The sequence below is a fragment of the Enterobacter sp. SCRI0065 genome (assembly GCF_059766475.1).
Genome location: NZ_JCBAJB010000004.1, coordinates 219307 through 238403 on the forward strand (window position 1 = coordinate 219307; position 19097 = coordinate 238403).

Genomic DNA, 19097 nt, shown 5'->3' on the forward strand with positions numbered 1-19097 from the left:
TGCGGCCTGATGCCCTCTCCCACGCGGGGAGAGGGAACAAAGACTACAAACGGCAACCGAGGTTGCCGTTTTGCTTTTACTTCGAAATACGCTTGTACTTGATTCGCTTCGGCTCCAGCGCATCAGCGCCGAGCGTGCGTTTCTTGTACTCTTCGTATTCGGTGAAGTTACCTTCGAAGAACTCCACTTTACCCTCGTCCTGGTAATCCAGAATGTGGGTTGCTACGCGGTCAAGGAACCAACGGTCGTGCGAGATAACCATCGCGCAGCCTGGGAATTCCAGCAGGGCGTTTTCCAACGCGCGCAGGGTTTCGATATCCAGGTCGTTTGTCGGTTCATCGAGCAGCAACACGTTGCCGCCAACCTGCAACAGCTTCGCCAGGTGCAGACGACCGCGCTCACCGCCGGACAGCTCCCCGACGCGTTTACCCTGATCAACACCTTTGAAGTTGAAGCGGCCCACGTAGGCGCGGCTTGGCATCTCGGTGTTACCGATACGCATGATATCTTGCCCGCCGGAGACTTCTTCCCATACGGTTTTGCTGTTATCCATCGCGTCACGGAACTGGTCAACGGAGGCCAGTTTCACGGTATCACCCAGGGTGATGGTGCCGCTATCAGGCTGTTCCTGACCAGACATCATGCGGAACAGCGTTGATTTACCCGCGCCGTTTGGACCGATGATGCCGACAATCGCGCCTTTCGGTACGGAGAAGCTCAAATCTTCGATCAGAAGACGATCGCCGTAGGATTTACGCAGGTTGCTCACTTCAACGACCTTATCGCCCAGACGTGCTCCAGGTGGGATAAACAGTTCGTTGGTTTCGTTACGCTTCTGGTATTCAGAGTTGTTCAGCTCTTCAAAGCGCGCCAGACGGGCTTTGCCCTTAGACTGACGGCCTTTCGCGCCCTGACGAACCCACTCCAGCTCTTTCTCAATCGATTTACGACGAGCCGCTTCCTGAGAAGCTTCCTGTGCCAGACGCTGATCTTTCTGCTCAAGCCAGGAGGAGTAGTTGCCTTCCCACGGGATACCTTCACCGCGGTCAAGTTCGAGGATCCAGCCTGCAACGTTATCGAGGAAGTAACGGTCGTGGGTAATCGCCACGACGGTGCCTTCGAAGTCGTGCAGGAAGCGTTCCAGCCAGGCCACGGACTCGGCATCCAGGTGGTTCGTTGGTTCGTCGAGCAGCAGCATGTCTGGCTTTTCCAGCAGCAGACGGCACAGCGCTACGCGGCGGCGTTCACCACCGGAGAGCTTCTCAACTTTTGCATCCCAGTCTGGCAGACGCAGGGCATCCGCCGCGCGCTCCAGCTGCACGTTCAGGTTGTGGCCGTCGTGCGCCTGGATAATTTCTTCAAATTTACCCTGCTGCGCCGCAAGCTTGTCAAAGTCGGCATCCGGTTCTGCATATTTGGCATAGACTTCGTCCAGGCCTTTCAGCGCGTTAACCACTTCAGCAACGGCTTCTTCAACGGACTCACGCACGGTGTGTTCCGGGTTCAGCTTGGGTTCCTGAGGCAGGTAGCCGATTTTAAGACCAGGCTGAGGACGGGCTTCACCTTCGATGTCGGTATCGATGCCGGCCATAATGCGCAGCAGGGTGGACTTACCGGCACCGTTCAGACCCAGAACACCGATTTTTGCGCCAGGGAAGAAGCTCAGCGAGATATTTTTAAGAATATGACGTTTCGGCGGAACCACTTTGCCGACACGATGCATGGTATAAACGAATTGAGCCACGTGGACATCGCCTCTTTTATCGTGATGAGAATAGGTAATAGCTGCGAAGTGTAGCCTTTTTCAGTGCCTAATCCCAGCCAGGAACATCCGGAGTGTTAAAACACGCAAGAAAGGTAAAAAAGTGTCCGTAACGTGGCGCGTTGGCGGATGCCTGGTTAGCATAAGTGAATAATATTTTTACGTGGCAAGATGCTGCAACTGCATTCAACAAATTGAGGGAGAGCGTGTGGAAAAAGCCAAACAGGTGGTCTGGCGTCTGCTGGCTGCCAGCGTGTGCGTGCTGACGATAAACCACGCAGCGAGTGCTGATTCACTGGATGAACAGCGTAACCGCTATGCGCAGATTAAGCAGGCGTGGGACAGTAAGCAGATGGATACGGTTCAGGCGTTAATGCCGACGTTGAAAGACTATCCGCTGTATCCGTATCTGGAGTATCGCCAGATAACCGACGATCTCATGAATCAACCGACGGTCACCGTCGCGACGTTTATTCAGGCTAATCCAACGCTGCCCCCTGCACGTACCTTACAGTCGCGCTTTGTGAACGAGCTGGCGCGTCGTGAAGACTGGCGCGGCCTGCTGGCTTTCAGCCCAGAAAAGCCTGGCTCGACGGAAGCGCAGTGTAACTACTACTATGCGAAGTGGAACACCGGACAGGCGGAAGAAGCCTGGCGCGGTGCGAAAGATCTGTGGCTTTCAGGCAAAAGCCAACCGAATGCCTGTGACTCCCTTTTTGGCGCCTGGCGCGCATCCGGTCAACAAGATCCGCTGGCCTACCTTGAACGTATCCGCCTGGCGATGAAAGCCGGGAATACGCGCCTGGTCACCACGCTTGCCGGGCAAATGCCGTCCGATTATCAAACCATTTCTACGGCAGTTATCCAGCTTGCCAATAATCCTAATTCGGTAATGACGTTCGCGCGTACTACCGGAGCCACTGATTTTACTCGTCAGATGGCGGCGGTCGCATTTACCAGCGTCGCGCGTGATGACGTTGAGAACGCGCGGCTGATGATCCCGCAACTGGTGCAGGCGCAGCAGTTGAATGACGACCAGACCCAGGAGTTGCGCGATGTCGTGGCATGGCGCTTGATGGGCACCGACGTGACCGACGAGCAGGCTCGCTGGCGTGACGATGCGATCATGCGATCGAATTCTACCTCACTGGTGGAACGCCGCGTGCGTATGGCGCTGGGAACGGGCGATCGTCGTGGACTGAATACCTGGCTTTCACGCCTGCCGATGGATGCCAAAGAAAAAGATGAGTGGCGCTACTGGCAGGCCGATTTACTGATGGAGCGCGGCCGCGACGATGAGGCCAAAGAGATTCTTCACGCTCTGATGCAGCAGCGCGGATTTTACCCGATGGCCGCCGCACAGCGTCTGGGCGAGGAGTACACGCTCAAAATCGACAAAGCGCCGACCAATGTGAATTCGGCGCTGGTGCAAGGGCCGGAAATGGCGCGCGTGCGCGAACTGATGTACTGGAGTCTGGATAACACCGCGCGCAGCGAATGGGCTAATCTGGTCACCAGCCGGACCACCGATGAAAAGGCACAGCTGGCGCGTTACGCCTTTGATAATCGCTGGTGGGATCTGAGCGTACAGGCGACGATCGCCGGTAAACTGTGGGATCATCTGGAAGAACGTTTCCCGCTGGCCTACAAAGATCTGTTCGATCGTTACACCAGCGACAAAGACATTCCTAAGAGCTATGCGATGGCGATTGCCCGTCAGGAGAGCGCGTGGAACCCGAAAGTGCGCTCACCGGTAGGCGCCAGTGGCCTGATGCAAATCATGCCGGGTACTGCGACGCATACGGTGAAGATGTTTTCTATCCCAGGTTACAGTAGCCCGTCACAGCTGCTGGATCCGGAGACTAACATCAACATCGGTACCAGCTACCTGCAATACGTCTATCAGCAGTTTGGCAATAACCGTATCTTCTCGTCGGCAGCCTATAACGCGGGTCCAGGGCGTGTGCGCACCTGGCTTGGCAATAGCGCAGGGCGTATCGATGCGGTCGCATTTGTTGAGAGCATTCCGTTCTCTGAAACGCGGGGTTACGTGAAGAACGTGCTGGCCTATGACGCCTACTATCGCTACTTCATGGGGCAGAAAGATACCCTAATGAGCGATTCTGAGTGGCAGCGACGTTACTGATGTGCGCGGGTTGTGTTATGCTGTACTCGTTTAAGAGTACAAATGGCGGCATAACATGACCCAGCATTCCCCTTACTCATCGGCGATGGCCGAACAGCGCAATCAGGAGTGGCTTCGTTTTGTGGAGCTGCTTCGCCAGTCCTATGAACACGATCTGCATATCCCCTTGATGCAACTGATGCTCACGCCCGATGAGCGTGAAGCCCTGGGCACTCGGGTGCGGATAATCGAAGAGCTGCTGCGCGGTGAAATGAGCCAGCGTGAGCTAAAGAACGAGCTGGGCGCGGGCATCGCAACCATTACCCGTGGCTCAAATAGCCTGAAGTCTGCGCCGGTTGAACTGCGCCAGTGGCTCGAATCGGTATTGCTGGGCGTTCAGCGATAAATCGCGTTATGAAACGGGCTTAACGCCAGTATTACCGCCTGATGGTAAACGCTTGAACGCGTCAGCGTTCCGGCGGTAAAGACGCCAATTGCCCCTTCCTTACGACCAATCTCATCGATGCCGGTGTAGTGCGACATCACCGGCCCCAACGCTTCACCGGCACGCACTTTTTCCAGGATAATAGCGGGTAACGGTAGCGTCGCAGAACGCGCTTCACCGCGCTGGTCGCGGCTTTCTATCACCACCCAACTGAACGTGGCACCTTCGTCTATCCCCGCCTCAATGGCCACCCAAAAATCGGCGTCTGGACGAGCGGCCTTCGCGTTTAGCACGCGGTTTCGTGCGCCAGCGCGCGTTTCCTGACTTCCAAAAGGCTGTTCCGGAACGCCGCTCTCGACGCCGACGGCGTCAATATGGCAGGATCCTTCTCCATAGATCTCTTCAAATGCCCTTAGAATTGCCTGAATTTTGGCAGGATTAGTGGTAGCAGAGACAACATGGTGCATAATTAAGCTCGGTTCTAAAAATTCATCGCAGTATAACGGAAAAAAAGCATGTTACAGGTTTACCTTGTTCGCCACGGTGAAACGCAGTGGAACGCCGAGCGACGTATTCAAGGCCAGTCAGATAGTCCTCTCACCGCCAAAGGTGAGCAACAGGCGTGGCAGGTTGCAGAACGAGCCAAAACGTTGGGCATCACGCACGTCATCTCCAGTGATTTAGGGCGCACCCAGCAAACCGCGCGCATCATTGCTGACGCTTGCGGTTGCGACATTATTCTCGATCCCCGCATGCGCGAACTCGACATGGGCGTGCTCGAAAAACGTCACGTCGATTCTCTGACCGATGAGGAAGAGGGCTGGCGTCGTACGCTAGTGAATGGCACTGAGGATGGTCGTATTCCTGATGGTGAATCCATGCAGGAGTTGAGTGTGCGCGTTCAGGCGGCTTTAGCCGATTGCCTTAAGCTGCCGGAAGGAAGTCGCCCACTGTTGGTGAGTCACGGCATTGCGCTGGGCTGTCTGGTGAGTACGATCCTTGGATTGCCCGCTTACGCGGAGCGTCGTCTGCGTCTGCGCAACTGTTCAATTTCCCGCATCGACTATCAGGAAAGTCCGTGGCTGGCTTCTGGATGGGTGGTGGAAATGGCAGGGGACATCTCGCATCTGGACGCCCCTGCGCTGGATGAGTTGCAGCGCTAACGGCGAATCGGAACCAGATATTCCATTCGCAGATCGATTGGGCGTTCTTCCGGTTTAACATCGCTTGCCGGATAGTAACGCTCAATATCCTGACCTTTACGACGATTCAGGTTCAGCATCGGCATGCAGGTGCCGTATACGTTCAGGATAAACTCCTGAACGCCAGTCCCGAGCCCCTCATAGGTGAACATCACATATTCTCCGCCTTCCACGACGACAGGTCTTGCGCCCTGGATATAGCCATTGGCCATATCGGGAGTAAGCGCGGTGGTGTAGAACACTTCTTGTTCGTCGTCTTTTTCCTGGCTAGGATGCGTTTGGTTCAGACCGTAGAGCAGCGGCGGGATCGCCGGCGCATGGCTCAGGAACTCGCGCCAGAACTGCACGCGCATCTGGTGGCGGAATTCAGAAATTTGCTCCAGAGAACAGGAGTAGCTTTGCGTGGTGCCGATAAGATGCGTTTCTGCCAGGGTAATGTATTCATGTTTTGGCATCGCGAATTCGCCAAGACGCAGTGGCGGACGCATACCAAACGAGCTCCAGTCAGGCGAGCGGCGATAAAGCGCTGGCGTTAACGAGAACTGTTTTTTGAAGGCGCGGGTAAACGTCTGCTGCGAATCAAAGCGATATTGCAGGGCAATATCCAGAATCGGACGCGCCGTCAGGCGGAGCGCGACAGCAGATTTTGATAAACGACGTGCGCGAATATAAGCACCGATGGCGTGACCGGTGACATCCTTGAACATCCTTTGCAGATGCCACTTGGAATAGCCTGCTTTAGCCGCCACATTATCCAGTGACAAAGGCTGGTCCAGATGACCTTCCAGCCAGGTAAGCAGATCGCGAATAATTCCAGCCTGATCCATATACTATCCTCATCCTTAAAACAGCAGGTGCCTGATAACAGGTTAGCGGATAATAGCATTTTTTGATGTTTTAGCATTCGGTGTTTTTTTTGCGCATAAATGCTTTTTGCCGCACATTATAGGCCACTATTTTCTAATCCTGTGATCTTGCTACATTTTTGCCTGATGTGTTGAATAATCGCTCAACGTAATTTTAAAATATGGTAACAATATGAAATACAAGACTTTGATCTTCACGGCTCTGATGTTGATGGTGGGGCGTACCGCGCTTGCGGAAGAGGTTGGCTCCGTCGATACCGTGTTTAAAATGTTTGGTCCAGATCATAAAATCGTGGTGGAAGCCTTTGACGATCCGGACGTGAAAAACGTCACTTGCTATATCAGCCGCGCAAAAACCGGCGGTATCAAAGGCGGGCTTGGACTTGCTGAAGACACTGCCGATGCGGCGATTTCGTGTCAGCAGGTGGGGCCAGTTGAGCTGAGTGACAAAATTAAAAACGGCAAAGCGCAGGGCGATGTGGTGTTCCAGAAACGAACCTCACTGGTATTCAAAAAGCTGCAGGTCGTTCGTTTTTATGATGCCAAACGCAACACGCTCGCCTATCTGGCCTACTCCGATAAAGTCGTCGAAGGATCGCCGAAAAATGCGCTGAGCGCTGTGCCAATTATGCCGTGGCGTTAATTCAGGGAACGACAATGCAGCAACCGTTGATTTGGCTGGTGGAAGACGAAATCAGCATCGCCGACACGCTTATCTACATGCTTTCACAGGAAGGATTTGCGGTAAAAGCATTTGAACGCGGATTGCCCGCGCTGGATGAAGCACGTCGGCAGGTGCCCGCTTTGGCCATCCTCGATGTCGGATTACCGGATATCAGCGGTTTTGAACTCTGTCGTCAGCTTTTGGCTCAGCATCCCTCGCTGCCGGTGCTGTTTCTCACCGCCCGCAGCGATGAGGTTGATAAGCTGCTGGGCCTGGAAATGGGGGCCGACGATTACGTGGCAAAGCCGTTTTCACCGCGCGAAGTGTGTGCGCGGGTCAGGACCATTTTGCGGCGAATGCAGAAATCTGCTGCGCCTTCTGAGGTCGTCCGTATTGGGCTGTTTGAGCTTAACGAACCCGCGGCGCATATCAGCTGGTGCGGTCAATCATTGCCGCTCACGCGCTATGAGTTTTTGCTGCTCAAAACGTTGTTAAACGCACCTGGGCGCGTGTTTTCCCGCCAGCAGCTGATGGACAAAGTGTGGGGAGAGGACGGCGACAGTTTCGATCGCACGGTGGATACGCATATTAAAACCTTGCGGGCCAAGCTGCGGGCCATCAATCCCGATCTTTCACCCGTTAGCACCCATCGCGGGTTGGGCTACAGTCTGGTGCTCTATTAATGCGCATTGGCATGCGACTGCTGCTGGGATACTTCCTGATCGTAGCGATAGCCGCGTGGTTTGTGCTGTCGATATTTGTCCAGGAAGTGAAGCCCGGCGTACGCAGGGCGACGGAAGGCACGTTGATTGATACCGCGACGCTGCTGGCTGAAGTCGGGCGGGGCGATCTCCTGGCCGGTAATGCTCAAAACGGCAGGTTAGCGCAGGCTTTCTCGCGGCTTAATGAGCGCCCGTTTCGCGCCAATATCGGCGGTATTCACAAAGTGCGTAACGAGTACCATGTCTATATGACGGACTCGCAGGGCAGGGTGGTCTTTGATTCAACGGGCAAGGCGATCGGCGAAGATTACTCACGCTGGAACGATGTCTGGCTGACGCTGCGCGGCGAGTACGGCGCGCGCAGTACGCAGGTTAACCCTGACGATCCGCAAAGCACGGTGATGTACGTTGCAGCGCCGATTACCGAACAAGGCAAGATTATTGGCGCGTTATCGGTGGGTAAGCCCAATAGCGCAATGGCCCCGGTGATACACCGAAGCGAGCGCAGGATCCTCTGGGCAGGCGCTGCCCTGCTGGGTATCGCGCTGCTGATCGGGCTGGTGGTCGCGTGGTGGATTAATCGCTCTATCAGCACCCTGTCTCGCTATGCCGATTCTGTTACCCACGATACCCCCTTACCTTTACCCGATCCGGGGAGCAGTGAACTGCGCAAGCTGGCGCAGGCGCTGGAGAATATGCGTATTCGCCTCGAAGGTAAAAATGACATTGAGCACTACGTTCATGCGCTCACCCACGAACTCAAAAGCCCGCTTGCAGCAGTTCGCGGCGCTGCGGAGATCCTGGCAGAACAGCCGCCGCCACAGATTGCCGCACGCTTTATCGATAATATTCTGGTGCAAAATGCGCGAATGCAGTCGCTTGTCGAAAAACTGCTGGAGCAGGCGAAGCTGGAAAACCGCGTCGAGATCGTGCCAGAGCCTGTGAACCTTGAGGCGCTATTCACGCGGCTGGGTGATGCGCGGTCTGCTACCCTTAGCGCTAAAAATATCACCCTTGTTCATCAGAGCCTGCCGCTTAGGGTGGACGGTGATGAAGATTTGCTGGAACAGGCGCTCGGTAATTTGCTCGATAACGCCATCGATTTTACACCTGAGGGTGGGCGTATTGTGCTGGCAGCCCGTGAAGTTTCACAGCGCGTCCAACTGAGCGTCACCGACAGCGGTAGCGGGATCCCCGACTACGCGTTGACGCGAATTTTTGAACGTTTTTATTCACTCCCGCGTGAAAATGGCCTCAAGAGCAGCGGGCTCGGGCTGGCGTTCGTACAGGAAGTGGCTCGTTTGCACCATGGCGATATTCATCTTCGTAATCTTGAAGCGGGTGGCGTAGAAGCTACGCTGACACTTCACCGTCCCTTCACACAACTTCAAACTGAGCGCACATAGCCTCGTTAAGCTCCTTTCATCACAAAGGAGAAGGTTATGAAAAAATCCCCGCTGTTCTGGAAAGTCACCACCCTGATAGGGTGCATCCTGTTGCTGTTAGTCCCACTGTTTATGGTTGGTAATTTGATTTCAGAGCGTGTCAGCTATCGCAATGATGTTGAAGATACGCTTCGTCAAAGCACCAGCGGGTCGCAGCAGCTCACGGGTCCGTTAATCGCCATTCCGGTGACGGAGATTTACTACAAGATTGAAGATAAAAAAGAGGTAGAGTACAAACGCAGTTATCTGCATTTTCTGCTGCCGGAATCGCTGTTAATCGACGGGAATCAGCACGTGGAATCCCGGAGCATCGGCATTTACGATGGGCAAATCTGGAGTACTGATCTTAAGGTCAAAGCGCAATTTAACACCGAGAAGCTGGCGCAGCTGAAAGGTGAAACGATGACGCTCGGACAACCGTTTATCGTGATCGGCGTGGGCGATTCGCGGGGGATCGGGGCGGTAAATGTCTCGAAGATTAACGGTGAAAACATGACCGTGGAGCCTGGGTCAGGCGTTTCGGGCGATCTGCCGGGTCTGCATATTCCTCTGACGGACAAAACGCTCGAAGCAAAAACGTTTGCGCTTGAGATGTCCTTGAATCTGAACGGTACGGGCAGTTTCTCGGTGGTGCCGGTGGGGCGCAACAGCGAGTTAAACCTGACCAGCAACTGGCCGCATCCTGGTTTTATGGGAAATTACCTGCCGGTGAAGCATGAGATCAGCGCGTCTGGTTTTCAGGCTCACTGGCAGAGCACCTGGTTTGCTAACAACCTCGAAAGTCTGTTCAGCGCTAAAGATGGACCTGCATGGCGTTATGTTCCCGCGTTTAGCGTGACGGTTGCAACGCCCGCCGACCAGTATCAGCTGACCGACCGTGCGATTAAATACGCTATTTTGCTTATCGCGCTGACGTTTATGGCCTTTTTCGTCTACGAAACCTTAACGCATCTTCGCCTGCACCCGATGCAATACCTTCTGGTGGGGCTGTCGCTGGTGTTGTTCTATTTAGTATTGCTGGCGCTGTCAGAACACGTTGGGTTTACCCCCGCCTGGATTATGGCCAGCCTGGTTGGAGCCTTGATGAACGGCGTTTACCTACAGGCGGTGCTGAAAGGCTGGAAGCGAAGCGGGGTATTCGTGGCGGCGCTGTTGGGACTGGACGGGGTAATGTGGTTCCTGTTGCGATCGGAAGACAGTGCGTTACTGCTGGGCTCGGGAATCCTGGTGCTGGCTCTGTTTGCGGTGATGTACCTGACGCGCCACTTTGACTGGTACTCGCTGTCACAACCGAAGCGTAGCGTTCCGCCAGAGAGTCCAAACGACGATGGGCTACGAATCTGGAAATAAAAAAAACGGCGCGTAAGCGCCGTTTTTAATGTGTGGAATACAGGATTATTCCTGTAGGTCACCGCAGAAGCGATAGCCTTCGCCATGAATAGTGGCGATGATTTCTGGCGTATCGGGTGTGGATTCGAAATGCTTACGAATACGACGAATCGTCAAATCCACGGTACGGTCATGTGGCTTCAGCTCACGGCCGGTCATTTTTTTCAGCAGTTCTGCACGGGACTGAATTTTGCCCGGGTTTTCGCAGAAGTGCAGCATGGCGCGGAATTCACTGCGCGGCAGTTTGTACTGCTCACCATTCGGGCTGACCAGCGAACGACTGTTAATATCAAGTTCCCAGCCGTTGAATTTGTAGCTGTCAACGCTACGACGCTCTTCGCTAACCGTACCCAGATTCATGGTACGAGACAGCAGGTTGCGTGCACGAATGGTTAACTCGCGAGGATTAAACGGTTTGGTGATATAGTCATCCGCACCGATTTCCAGGCCAAGAATCTTATCAACTTCGTTGTCACGGCCTGTCAGGAACATTAACGCCACGTTCGCCTGTTCACGCAGTTCGCGCGCCAGAAGAAGGCCGTTTTTCCCAGGCAGGTTGATATCCATAATGACTAAATTGATATCATTTTCAGAAAGGATCTGATGCATTTCTGCGCCATCGGTCGCTTCAAAGACATCGTAGCCTTCTGCTTCGAAAATGCTCTTTAACGTGTTGCGTGTTACCAACTCGTCTTCAACGATAAGAATGTGCGGGGTCTGCATGTTTGCTACCTAAATTGCCAACTAAATCGAAACAGGAAGTACAAAAGTCCCTGACCTGCCTGATGCATGTCGCAAATTAACATGCCCGGCGTAACGTGACTAAAGTACGTAATTGCGTTCTTGATGCACTTTCCATCAACGTCAACAACATCATTAGCTTGGTCGTGGGTAGTTTCCCTCTGGACCCGACAGTGTCAAAAACGGCTGTCATCCTAACCATTTTAACAGCAACATAACAGGCTAAGTGACACCGGACACCCAATAAAACTACGCTTCGTTGACATATATCAAGTTCAATTGTAGCACGTTAACAGTTTGATGAAATCCTCGTATCGGAATGCGAGCCTTTGTCACAAATTTTCAATAAACCAACTAGTTGCGGGTATTGATTAATAAACAAAGCGAATCCAATTCGAAAAAGCTATATGTAAGGGTAATATCATTATTAAACATGGGGATAAGCATTATCTGTTAACATTATTGTCAATAGTTCAGACACAAAACAGTTTAGCGCTTTTGATTGATGAAGAAACGCTATTTCGGTGATTTGTGTTGCAATTTTGTAAATTCGCGCTGCGTAATATGTTGAAGTGGATCACATTTTTACCCGCTAACTGATTAATAAGAGAGCATACATGCACTTGTCGATAGTGCTGGTTTCGCCAGCAAGAGCAGAAAACATCGGCGCTGCCGCCCGAGCAATGAAGACCATGGGTTTTACCGATTTACGTATCGTCGCCAGCGATGCGCACCTTGAACCCGCGACGCGTCGGGTAGCGCATGGCTCGGGTGAAATTATCGATAACATAAGCACTTACGAGACGCTTGCCGACGCGCTTCACGATATTTCGTTCACGGTGGCGACCACCGCGCGCAGCCGGGCGAAGTTCCATTATTACGCCACGCCTGCTGAACTGGTTCCGATGTTAACGGAGAAAAGCCAATGGGTTTCGAAAGCAGCACTGGTATTTGGGCGTGAGGATTCGGGCCTGACCAACGAAGAATTAGAATTGGCCGATGTGTTGACGGGCGTACCCATGGTCGCCGATTACCCTTCACTCAATTTAGGGCAGGCGGTGATGGTGTATTGCTATCAATTAGCATCCCTAATGCAAATTACCGCGCCGGAAGCTGTCGCATCGAATGAAGGCCAACTGCGTGCGCTGCGTGCGCGTATCGACGCCCTGATGTTACGTCTTGAGGTCGCCGACGATCTGAAAATGGCCGACTGGTTGCATCAGCGTTTGGGTCGGCTTGAGCAACGTGATACTGCCATGTTGCACCGATTACTGCATGATATTGAAAAAAAACTGGCAGAGTAAAAAACTGACATTTGATTTTAATATGGTTAAACGGTCTGTTCATAAGGGTTGCAGCTGGTGGTATCTGGATAAAAATAAACTGCAAGCAGCGGGTCAGGGAAGTGGCGTAAATTGTGATCAAATTAGAAATTTATTGACTTAAGATACCGGATACCTTAACCCTGTAGACACAGGACAGACAGATAACAACGACAGAGTACACAACATCCATGAATCGCGTTAGCACCACCACCATTACAACAACCATCATCATTACCACAGGTAACGATGCGGGCTGACGCGTAACAGGAAAAACAGAAAAAAGCCCGCACCTAAACAGTGCGGGCTTTTTTTTCGGCTAAAGATCATGAGGTAATACCATGCGAGTCTTGAAGTTCGGCGGTACATCAGTGGCAAATGCAGAACGTTTTCTGCGTGTTGCCGATATCCTGGAAAGCAATGCCAGGCAGGGGCAGGTAGCAACCGTGCTCTCTGCCCCTGCAAAGATCACTAACCATCTGGTGGCAATGATTGAGAAAACCATCGGTGGTCAGGATGCGCTCCCGAACCTCAGCGATGCCGAACGTATTTTTGCCGAGCTGCTTCAGGGCCTGGCGGATATCCAGCCAGGTTTCCCGCTCACGCAGCTAAAGGCCTTCGTCGAGCAAGAGTTTGCTCAAATCAAACACGTCCTGCACGGGATTAGCCTACTCGGCCAGTGCCCGGATAGCATCAATGCTGCGTTGATCTGCCGTGGCGAAAAGCTCTCGATTGCCATTATGGCCGGTCTGCTGGAATCGCGTGGTCACAGCGTGACGGTTATCGATCCGGTCGAAAAGCTGCTGGCGGTGGGGCATTATCTTGAATCAACCGTTGATATTGCGGAATCGACTCGCCGCATCGTGGCAAGCAAGATCCCATCCGATCACATGATTTTGATGGCAGGCTTCACGGCAGGTAACGAAAAGGGTGAACTGGTGGTTTTGGGGCGTAATGGCTCTGATTATTCTGCCGCCGTGCTGGCTGCCTGTCTGCGTGCTGACTGTTGTGAAATCTGGACCGATGTCGATGGTGTTTATACCTGCGACCCGCGCCAGGTGCCGGATGCCAGGCTGCTGAAGTCGATGTCTTATCAGGAAGCGATGGAGCTTTCTTATTTCGGCGCCAAAGTGCTACACCCGCGTACTATCTCCCCGATTGCTCAGTTCCAAATCCCATGCCTGATTAAAAATACCGGGAACCCGCAGGCACCAGGCACGCTGATTGGTGCCAGCCATGATGAAGATGAGCTGCCGGTTAAGGGCATTTCCAATCTGAATAATATGGCGATGTTTAGCGTGTCTGGCCCGGGAATGAAAGGCATGGTCGGCATGGCGGCGCGTGTTTTTGCGGCAATGTCGCGCAACGGTATTTCCGTGGCGCTGATCACGCAGTCCTCCTCTGAATACAGCATCAGTTTCTGCGTGGCGCAGGCTGATTGCTTACGTTCACGTCGTGCGCTGGAAGAAGAGTTCTACCTTGAGCTGAAAGAAGAACTGCTGGAACCGCTGGCTATTCAGGAACGCCTTGCCGTCATTTCGGTGGTGGGTGACGGTATGCGTACCCTGCGCGGAATTTCTGCCAAATTCTTCGCGGCTCTGGCGCGCGCCAACATCAACATTGTTGCTATCGCTCAAGGTTCCTCAGAACGCTCAATCTCCGTGGTGGTCAACAACGACGATGCGACCACTGGCGTACGCGTCACGCATCAGATGCTCTTTAATACCGACCAGGTTATCGAAGTCTTCCTGATCGGCGTCGGCGGCGTCGGCGGTGCCCTGCTGGAACAGCTGAAACGCCAGCAGGCGTGGCTGAAGAAAAAGCATATCGATCTGCGCGTCTGCGGCGTAGCAAACTCGAAAGCACTGCTGACTAACGTGCATGGTCTGGATCTTGAAAACTGGCAAACAGAGCTGGCGCAGGCCAAAGAGCCATTTAATCTGGGTCGCCTGATTCGTCTGGTAAAAGAGTATCACCTGCTGAATCCCGTCATTGTCGACTGTACTTCTCATCAGGCCGTGGCGGATCAATACGCTGATTTCCTGCGCGAAGGGTTCCATGTGGTGACGCCAAACAAAAAGGCCAATACCTCATCAATGGATTACTACCACCAGATGCGCACTGCGGCCAGTAAATCACGCCGCAAATTCCTGTACGACACTAACGTTGGTGCGGGTCTGCCGGTTATCGAAAACCTGCAAAACCTGCTGAATGCTGGTGATGAACTGCAGCGTTTTTCCGGAATTCTGTCTGGCTCGCTGTCATTTATTTTCGGCAAGCTGGATGAAGGCATGAGTTTGTCAGAGGCCACTCACGCTGCGCGTGAGTTAGGCTACACCGAACCGGATCCACGCGACGATCTTTCTGGCATGGACGTGGCGCGCAAGCTGCTGATCCTTGCCCGTGAAACCGGTCGCGAGCTTGAGCTCTCGGATATTGTGATTGAGCCTGTGTTGCCCGTTGGGTTTGACGATAGCGGTGACGTGTTGACGTTTATGGCGCGCTTACCACAGCTGGACGATGACTTTGCGGCCCGCGTGGCGAAAGCCCGTGATGAAGGCAAAGTATTGCGCTATGTTGGCAATATTGAAGATGACGGTGTTTGTCGCGTAAAAATTGCTGAAGTTGACGGCAACGATCCACTTTTCAAAGTGAAAAACGGCGAAAATGCGCTGGCTTTTTACAGTCATTATTATCAGCCGTTGCCGTTGGTGCTTCGTGGTTACGGCGCAGGGAACGATGTTACGGCAGCGGGCGTCTTTGCCGATTTGCTGCGTACCCTGTCATGGAAGTTAGGAGTTTAACATGGTGAAAGTTTATGCCCCAGCTTCCAGCGCCAATATGAGCGTCGGATTTGATGTGCTGGGTGCGGCGGTTGCGCCGGTAGATGGTTCGCCGTTGGGCGATACAGTCACGGTTGAAGCCGCTGACAGTTTTAGTCTCGTCAATGTGGGGCGTTTTGCCAGCAAGCTGCCGACGGAACCGCGTGAAAATATTGTTTATCAATGCTGGGAACGCTTTTGTCAGGAGATTGGCCGAACCGTCCCGGTTGCGATGACGCTTGAAAAAAGCATGCCGATTGGCTCGGGTCTTGGCTCAAGTGCGTGTTCAGTCGTCGCCGGGCTGGTCGCGATGAACGAACATTGTGGCAAGCCGCTGAATAATACCCGCCTGCTGTCTCTGATGGGTGAGCTGGAAGGACGCATTTCTGGCAGCGTTCATTATGATAACGTCGCACCGTGCTTCCTAGGTGGAATGCAGCTGATGATCGAAGAGAACGGCATCATCAGCCAGCAGGTGCCGGGCTTTGATGAGTGGCTGTGGGTGCTGGCGTATCCGGGTATTAAAGTGTCAACCGCCGAAGCGCGCGCGATCCTGCCGGCGCAGTATCGTCGTCAGGATTGTATTGCACACGGTCGTCATCTGGCGGGCTTTATTCACGCCTGCTATACCCGCCAGCCTGCGCTCGCGGCCAAGCTGATGAAAGACGTGATTGCCGAACCTTATCGCACCAAGCTGCTACCGGGCTTTAACGAAGCGCGTCAGGCATCGATGGATATCGGCGCACAGGCTTGTGGTATTTCTGGCTCCGGCCCAACGCTGTTCGCATTATGCGACAAGCCTGAAACCGCGCAGCGCGTGGCCGACTGGTTAACTAAACACTACCTGCAAAATCAGGAAGGCTTTGTTCATATTTGCCGTCTGGACACGGCCGGCGCACGAGTACTGGGATAATTGATGAAACTCTACAATCTTAAAGATCATAATGAGCAGGTCAGCTTCGCGCAGGCCGTGACGCAAGGGCTGGGCAAAAATCAGGGGCTGTTCTTCCCGCATGACCTGCCAGAATTCAGCCTGACTGAAATTGATGAAATGCTGAAACAGGATTTTGTCACCCGCAGCGCTAAAATCGTCTCTGCCTTTATTGGCGATGAAATCTCGCAAGAGCTGCTGGAAGCGCGCGTCCGCGCGGCGTTTGCCTTCCCGGCACCGGTGAAATCGGTTGAGCCAGACATTGGCTGCCTGGAGTTGTTCCATGGCCCGACGCTGGCGTTCAAGGACTTTGGCGGCCGCTTTATGGCGCAGATGCTGACCCACATCAGCGGCGACAAGCCAGTGACCATTCTGACCGCGACGTCCGGAGATACCGGCGCAGCAGTAGCGCATGCGTTCTACGGCCTGAAAAACGTGCGCGTGGTTATCCTCTATCCGCAGGGTAAAATCAGCCCGTTGCAGGAAAAACTGTTCTGTACCCTCGGGGGTAACATTGAAACGGTCGCCATTGATGGTGATTTCGATGCCTGCCAGGCGCTGGTCAAACAGGCCTTCGACGACGAAGAGTTGAAAGTGGCGCTGGGCTTAAACTCCGCGAACTCGATCAACATCAGTCGCCTGCTGGCGCAGATTTGTTACTACTTCGAAGCGGTTGCTCAACTGCCGCAGGAAGCCCGTAATCAATTGGTGATCTCGGTGCCAAGCGGTAACTTCGGCGATCTGACCGCAGGCCTGCTGGCGAAATCCCTCGGCCTGCCGGTGAAGCGCTTTATCGCCGCGACCAACGCTAACGATACGGTTCCACGTTTCCTGAAAGAGGGCATCTGGGCACCGAATCAGACCAAGGCGACGCTGTCTAATGCGATGGATGTGTCACAGCCGAACAACTGGCCGCGCGTGGAAGAACTGTTCCGTCGTAAGATTTGGCGTTTGGGCGATCTTGGCTATGCCGCCGTCACGGATGAAACCACCAAAGAGACAATGCGTGAGCTGAAAGCGGTGGGGTATACCTCTGAGCCGCACGCAGCGATTGCCTATCGTGCGCTGCGTGACCAACTGAATCCAGGTGAGTACGGCCTGTTCCTCGGCACTGCGCACCCGGCTAAGTTTAAAGAAAGCGTGGATGAGATTCTGGGTGTATCGCTGCCGCTGCCAAAAGAGCTGGCGGACCGCGCCGATCTGCCGTTGCTTTCGCACACCTTGCCAGCAGACTTTGCCGCGCTGCGTAAGCTGATGATGACGCGTTAGTGACCTTTTGCCCGGTGGCGCTACGCTTACCGGGCCTACAAGGGCTCTGAACATAAGCCGGGTAAGGCGAAGCCGCCACCCGGCTTTTTTATGGAGAAATTAAGGAGAAAAAGAGTAGGAAAAAAGGAAGAATTCCCAATAAATGCGGTCACTTACAGATTAGGATTGCAGAGAATAACAACCCGAACCTCTCTCCCGTACTCTCTTTCTATCGGCCCATGTTGGGCAAGAATAAGAAGGAGTAACCGATGTCTAAATTGAAACCTGCTCTGCTTGCACTTTCACTGATGCTGGTGGCTCCCGCTGTGGTTCAGGCGGCAGAAATCACCTTGATTCCGGCGGTAAAATTGCAGATTGGCGACAGGGACGATCGGGGTCAGCATTGGGACGGTGGCCGCTGGCGCGACAATGACTGGTGGAAATCGCATTACGAATGGCGCGACAACCGCTGGCATCAGCATGATGAGCATCGCGGACGTCCCGATGATCACCACAAAGATCGTCACGACGATCGGGGTCCAGGACCGGACTGGAAAAAACATCATTAATCCTTCCCCGCCGGACGGCGGGGAAGCCACATTATTGCTCGTGACGCTTAAACACTAATTCGCCTTTCTCAGATGCTTCACCGTCAAAGAAATAGCCATCGCTGTTAAAGGCGGTTAGCTGTTCGGGCCTGGTCAGGCGGTTTTCGATGATGTAGCGGCTCATCAGTCCGCGCGCCTTTTTAGCGTAGAAGCTGATCACTTTGAACTTGCCGTTCTTCTCATCTAAAAAGACAGGTTTGATTATCTCCCCATTGAGCTTTTTCGGCTTCACGGATTTGTAGTATTCATCGGAAGCCAGGTTGATGACGATATTATCTCCCTGGGCTTTCAGCGCGTCGTTCAGCTTGTTGGTGATGGTATCGCCCCAGAAATGATAAAGGTCTTTACCTTTAGCGTTCTCAAGACGAATGCCCATCTCAAGGCGATACGGCTGCATCAGATCCAGCGGGCGCAGTACACCGTATAAACCGGAAAGCATGCGCAAATGCTGCTGGGCAAAATCGAAATCGGCTTCGCTAAATTCTTCGGCTTGCAGGCCAGTATAAACATCACCTTTAAAGGCGAGGATCGCCTGGCGAGCATTGTTCGGCGTGAAATCCGGATGCCAGTCGTGGAAGCGGGTGGCGTTGAGGTCCGCGAGCTTGTCGCTAATGCTCATCAGCTTGCCAATCTGCGGCGCGGAAAGCTTGCGCGCCTCGCGAATCAGCTGTTGCGAATGATCCAGCAGTTCGGGCTGGGTATAGCGCTCTGTGGCGAGCGGGCTCTGGTAATCGAGCGTTTTTGCAGGTGAAATCAGAATCAGCATATCCAGTCCTTGCAGGAAATTTAGTGCGACTTTAGCAAA

At 53.5% G+C, this 19097-nt stretch carries 19 protein-coding genes and 1 other annotated feature; of the genes, 14 read left to right on the forward strand and 5 right to left on the reverse strand.

Features of this window, described 5'->3' with window-relative positions; translation table 11 throughout:
- Positions 1 to 76: 76 nt before the first annotated feature.
- Positions 77 to 1744 carry an energy-dependent translational throttle protein EttA gene (gene ettA / locus AC6EMZ_RS13565; protein WP_498403034.1) on the reverse strand — a complete coding sequence of 556 codons (1668 nt, stop codon included), beginning with the start codon at positions 1742 to 1744 and terminating at the stop codon, positions 77 to 79.
- Between the two features lie 226 nt (positions 1745 to 1970).
- Here ettA and sltY point away from each other — a divergent pair, with 226 nt between their 5' ends.
- Positions 1971 to 3908: a murein transglycosylase gene (sltY, locus tag AC6EMZ_RS13570; RefSeq protein ID WP_498403035.1), complete on the forward strand. Its 1938-nt coding sequence runs from the start codon at positions 1971 to 1973 to the stop codon at positions 3906 to 3908.
- A gap of 55 nt (positions 3909 to 3963) precedes the next feature.
- Entirely contained in the window at positions 3964 to 4293 is a 330-nt protein-coding gene (gene trpR, locus AC6EMZ_RS13575; RefSeq protein ID WP_498403036.1) for a trp operon repressor, read from the forward strand.
- On the opposite strand, the gene yjjX is transcribed toward trpR, so the two are convergent.
- Positions 4284 to 4799 (reverse strand): inosine/xanthosine triphosphatase, encoded by a 516-nt coding sequence (yjjX, locus tag AC6EMZ_RS13580; protein WP_498403037.1) that lies wholly within the window; start codon positions 4797 to 4799, stop codon positions 4284 to 4286. The genes trpR and yjjX overlap by 10 nt on opposite strands.
- 48 nt (positions 4800 to 4847) lie before the next feature.
- Between yjjX and gpmB the strand changes: the two genes are divergently transcribed.
- Entirely contained in the window at positions 4848 to 5495 is a 648-nt protein-coding gene (gene gpmB / locus AC6EMZ_RS13585) for a 2,3-diphosphoglycerate-dependent phosphoglycerate mutase GpmB (RefSeq protein ID WP_498403039.1), read from the forward strand.
- On the opposite strand, the gene robA is transcribed toward gpmB, so the two are convergent.
- The gene (gene robA, locus AC6EMZ_RS13590) at positions 5492 to 6361 is read right to left on the reverse strand and encodes an MDR efflux pump AcrAB transcriptional activator RobA (protein ID WP_498403040.1); all 870 of its coding nucleotides are present in this window, start codon (positions 6359 to 6361) and stop codon (positions 5492 to 5494) included. The two genes, gpmB and robA, sit on opposite strands and share 4 nt — an antisense overlap.
- Before the next feature lie 211 nt (positions 6362 to 6572).
- On the opposite strand from robA, the gene creA reads away from it, so the two are divergent.
- Genes creA through creD form a run of 4 tightly spaced genes read left to right on the forward strand, consistent with a single transcriptional unit; the run spans position 6573 to position 10581 of the window.
- Positions 6573 to 7043 (forward strand): protein CreA, encoded by a 471-nt coding sequence (gene creA / locus AC6EMZ_RS13595; protein WP_498403041.1) that lies wholly within the window; start codon positions 6573 to 6575, stop codon positions 7041 to 7043.
- 14 nt (positions 7044 to 7057) lie between these two features.
- The gene (gene creB / locus AC6EMZ_RS13600; protein WP_498403042.1) at positions 7058 to 7747 is read left to right on the forward strand and encodes a two-component system response regulator CreB; all 690 of its coding nucleotides are present in this window, start codon (positions 7058 to 7060) and stop codon (positions 7745 to 7747) included.
- The gene (gene creC, locus AC6EMZ_RS13605; protein WP_498403044.1) at positions 7747 to 9192 is read left to right on the forward strand and encodes a two-component system sensor histidine kinase CreC; all 1446 of its coding nucleotides are present in this window, start codon (positions 7747 to 7749) and stop codon (positions 9190 to 9192) included. The genes creB and creC overlap by 1 nt, the downstream gene beginning before the upstream one ends.
- Positions 9193 to 9228: 36 nt before the next feature.
- Positions 9229 to 10581: a cell envelope integrity protein CreD gene (creD, locus tag AC6EMZ_RS13610; protein WP_498403045.1), complete on the forward strand. Its 1353-nt coding sequence runs from the start codon at positions 9229 to 9231 to the stop codon at positions 10579 to 10581.
- 45 nt (positions 10582 to 10626) lie between these two features.
- Here creD and arcA read toward each other — a convergent pair whose 3' ends face one another.
- Positions 10627 to 11343 carry a two-component system response regulator ArcA gene (gene arcA, locus AC6EMZ_RS13615; protein WP_498403046.1) on the reverse strand — a complete coding sequence of 239 codons (717 nt, stop codon included), beginning with the start codon at positions 11341 to 11343 and terminating at the stop codon, positions 10627 to 10629.
- A gap of 95 nt (positions 11344 to 11438) precedes the next feature.
- Here arcA and yjjY point away from each other — a divergent pair, with 95 nt between their 5' ends.
- The 7 genes from yjjY (at position 11439) to AC6EMZ_RS13650 (ending at position 18253) form a co-directional block, all read left to right on the forward strand.
- On the forward strand, positions 11439 to 11579 hold the full coding sequence (yjjY, locus tag AC6EMZ_RS13620; protein WP_042998021.1) for a YjjY family protein: 141 nt from the start codon (positions 11439 to 11441) through the stop codon (positions 11577 to 11579).
- A gap of 399 nt (positions 11580 to 11978) precedes the next feature.
- Entirely contained in the window at positions 11979 to 12665 is a 687-nt protein-coding gene (locus AC6EMZ_RS13625; protein WP_498403047.1) for a tRNA/rRNA methyltransferase, read from the forward strand.
- Positions 12666 to 12874: 209 nt separating this feature from the next.
- Positions 12875 to 12943, forward strand: a complete 69-nt coding sequence (gene thrL / locus AC6EMZ_RS13630) for a thr operon leader peptide (protein WP_107704209.1) — start codon at positions 12875 to 12877, stop codon at positions 12941 to 12943.
- Positions 12882 to 13000, forward strand: a sequence feature (Thr leader region). Its footprint overlaps the gene before it by 62 nt.
- A 24-nt stretch (positions 13001 to 13024) precedes the next feature.
- Entirely contained in the window at positions 13025 to 15487 is a 2463-nt protein-coding gene (thrA, locus tag AC6EMZ_RS13635; RefSeq protein WP_498403048.1) for a bifunctional aspartate kinase/homoserine dehydrogenase I, read from the forward strand.
- Between the two features lies 1 nt (position 15488).
- Positions 15489 to 16418: a homoserine kinase gene (gene thrB, locus AC6EMZ_RS13640; protein WP_498403049.1), complete on the forward strand. Its 930-nt coding sequence runs from the start codon at positions 15489 to 15491 to the stop codon at positions 16416 to 16418.
- A gap of 3 nt (positions 16419 to 16421) precedes the next feature.
- Positions 16422 to 17705 (forward strand): threonine synthase, encoded by a 1284-nt coding sequence (gene thrC, locus AC6EMZ_RS13645; protein ID WP_498403050.1) that lies wholly within the window; start codon positions 16422 to 16424, stop codon positions 17703 to 17705.
- A 248-nt stretch (positions 17706 to 17953) separates the two neighbouring features.
- Positions 17954 to 18253 carry a DUF2502 domain-containing protein gene (locus tag AC6EMZ_RS13650; protein ID WP_498403051.1) on the forward strand — a complete coding sequence of 100 codons (300 nt, stop codon included), beginning with the start codon at positions 17954 to 17956 and terminating at the stop codon, positions 18251 to 18253.
- A gap of 31 nt (positions 18254 to 18284) precedes the next feature.
- On the opposite strand, the gene yaaA is transcribed toward AC6EMZ_RS13650, so the two are convergent.
- A complete protein-coding gene (gene yaaA / locus AC6EMZ_RS13655) occupies positions 18285 to 19058 on the reverse strand; it encodes a peroxide stress protein YaaA (protein ID WP_498403052.1) in 774 nt (257 codons plus the stop codon).
- Positions 19059 to 19097: the final 39 nt, after the last annotated feature.

Coding starts and splice junctions, on each gene's coding strand:
- trpR (WP_498403036.1), top strand. CDS start 3,964: ATGACCCAGCATTCCCCTTACTCATCGGCGATGGCCGAACAGCGCAAT.
- yjjX (WP_498403037.1), bottom strand. CDS start 4,799: ATGCACCATGTTGTCTCTGCTACCACTAATCCTGCCAAAATTCAGGCA.
- gpmB (WP_498403039.1), top strand. CDS start 4,848: ATGTTACAGGTTTACCTTGTTCGCCACGGTGAAACGCAGTGGAACGCC.
- robA (WP_498403040.1), bottom strand. CDS start 6,361: ATGGATCAGGCTGGAATTATTCGCGATCTGCTTACCTGGCTGGAAGGT.
- creA (WP_498403041.1), top strand. CDS start 6,573: ATGAAATACAAGACTTTGATCTTCACGGCTCTGATGTTGATGGTGGGG.
- creB (WP_498403042.1), top strand. CDS start 7,058: ATGCAGCAACCGTTGATTTGGCTGGTGGAAGACGAAATCAGCATCGCC.
- creC (WP_498403044.1), top strand. CDS start 7,747: ATGCGCATTGGCATGCGACTGCTGCTGGGATACTTCCTGATCGTAGCG.
- creD (WP_498403045.1), top strand. CDS start 9,229: ATGAAAAAATCCCCGCTGTTCTGGAAAGTCACCACCCTGATAGGGTGC.
- arcA (WP_498403046.1), bottom strand. CDS start 11,343: ATGCAGACCCCGCACATTCTTATCGTTGAAGACGAGTTGGTAACACGC.
- AC6EMZ_RS13625 (WP_498403047.1), top strand. CDS start 11,979: ATGCACTTGTCGATAGTGCTGGTTTCGCCAGCAAGAGCAGAAAACATC.
- thrA (WP_498403048.1), top strand. CDS start 13,025: ATGCGAGTCTTGAAGTTCGGCGGTACATCAGTGGCAAATGCAGAACGT.
- thrB (WP_498403049.1), top strand. CDS start 15,489: ATGGTGAAAGTTTATGCCCCAGCTTCCAGCGCCAATATGAGCGTCGGA.
- thrC (WP_498403050.1), top strand. CDS start 16,422: ATGAAACTCTACAATCTTAAAGATCATAATGAGCAGGTCAGCTTCGCG.
- AC6EMZ_RS13650 (WP_498403051.1), top strand. CDS start 17,954: ATGTCTAAATTGAAACCTGCTCTGCTTGCACTTTCACTGATGCTGGTG.
- yaaA (WP_498403052.1), bottom strand. CDS start 19,058: ATGCTGATTCTGATTTCACCTGCAAAAACGCTCGATTACCAGAGCCCG.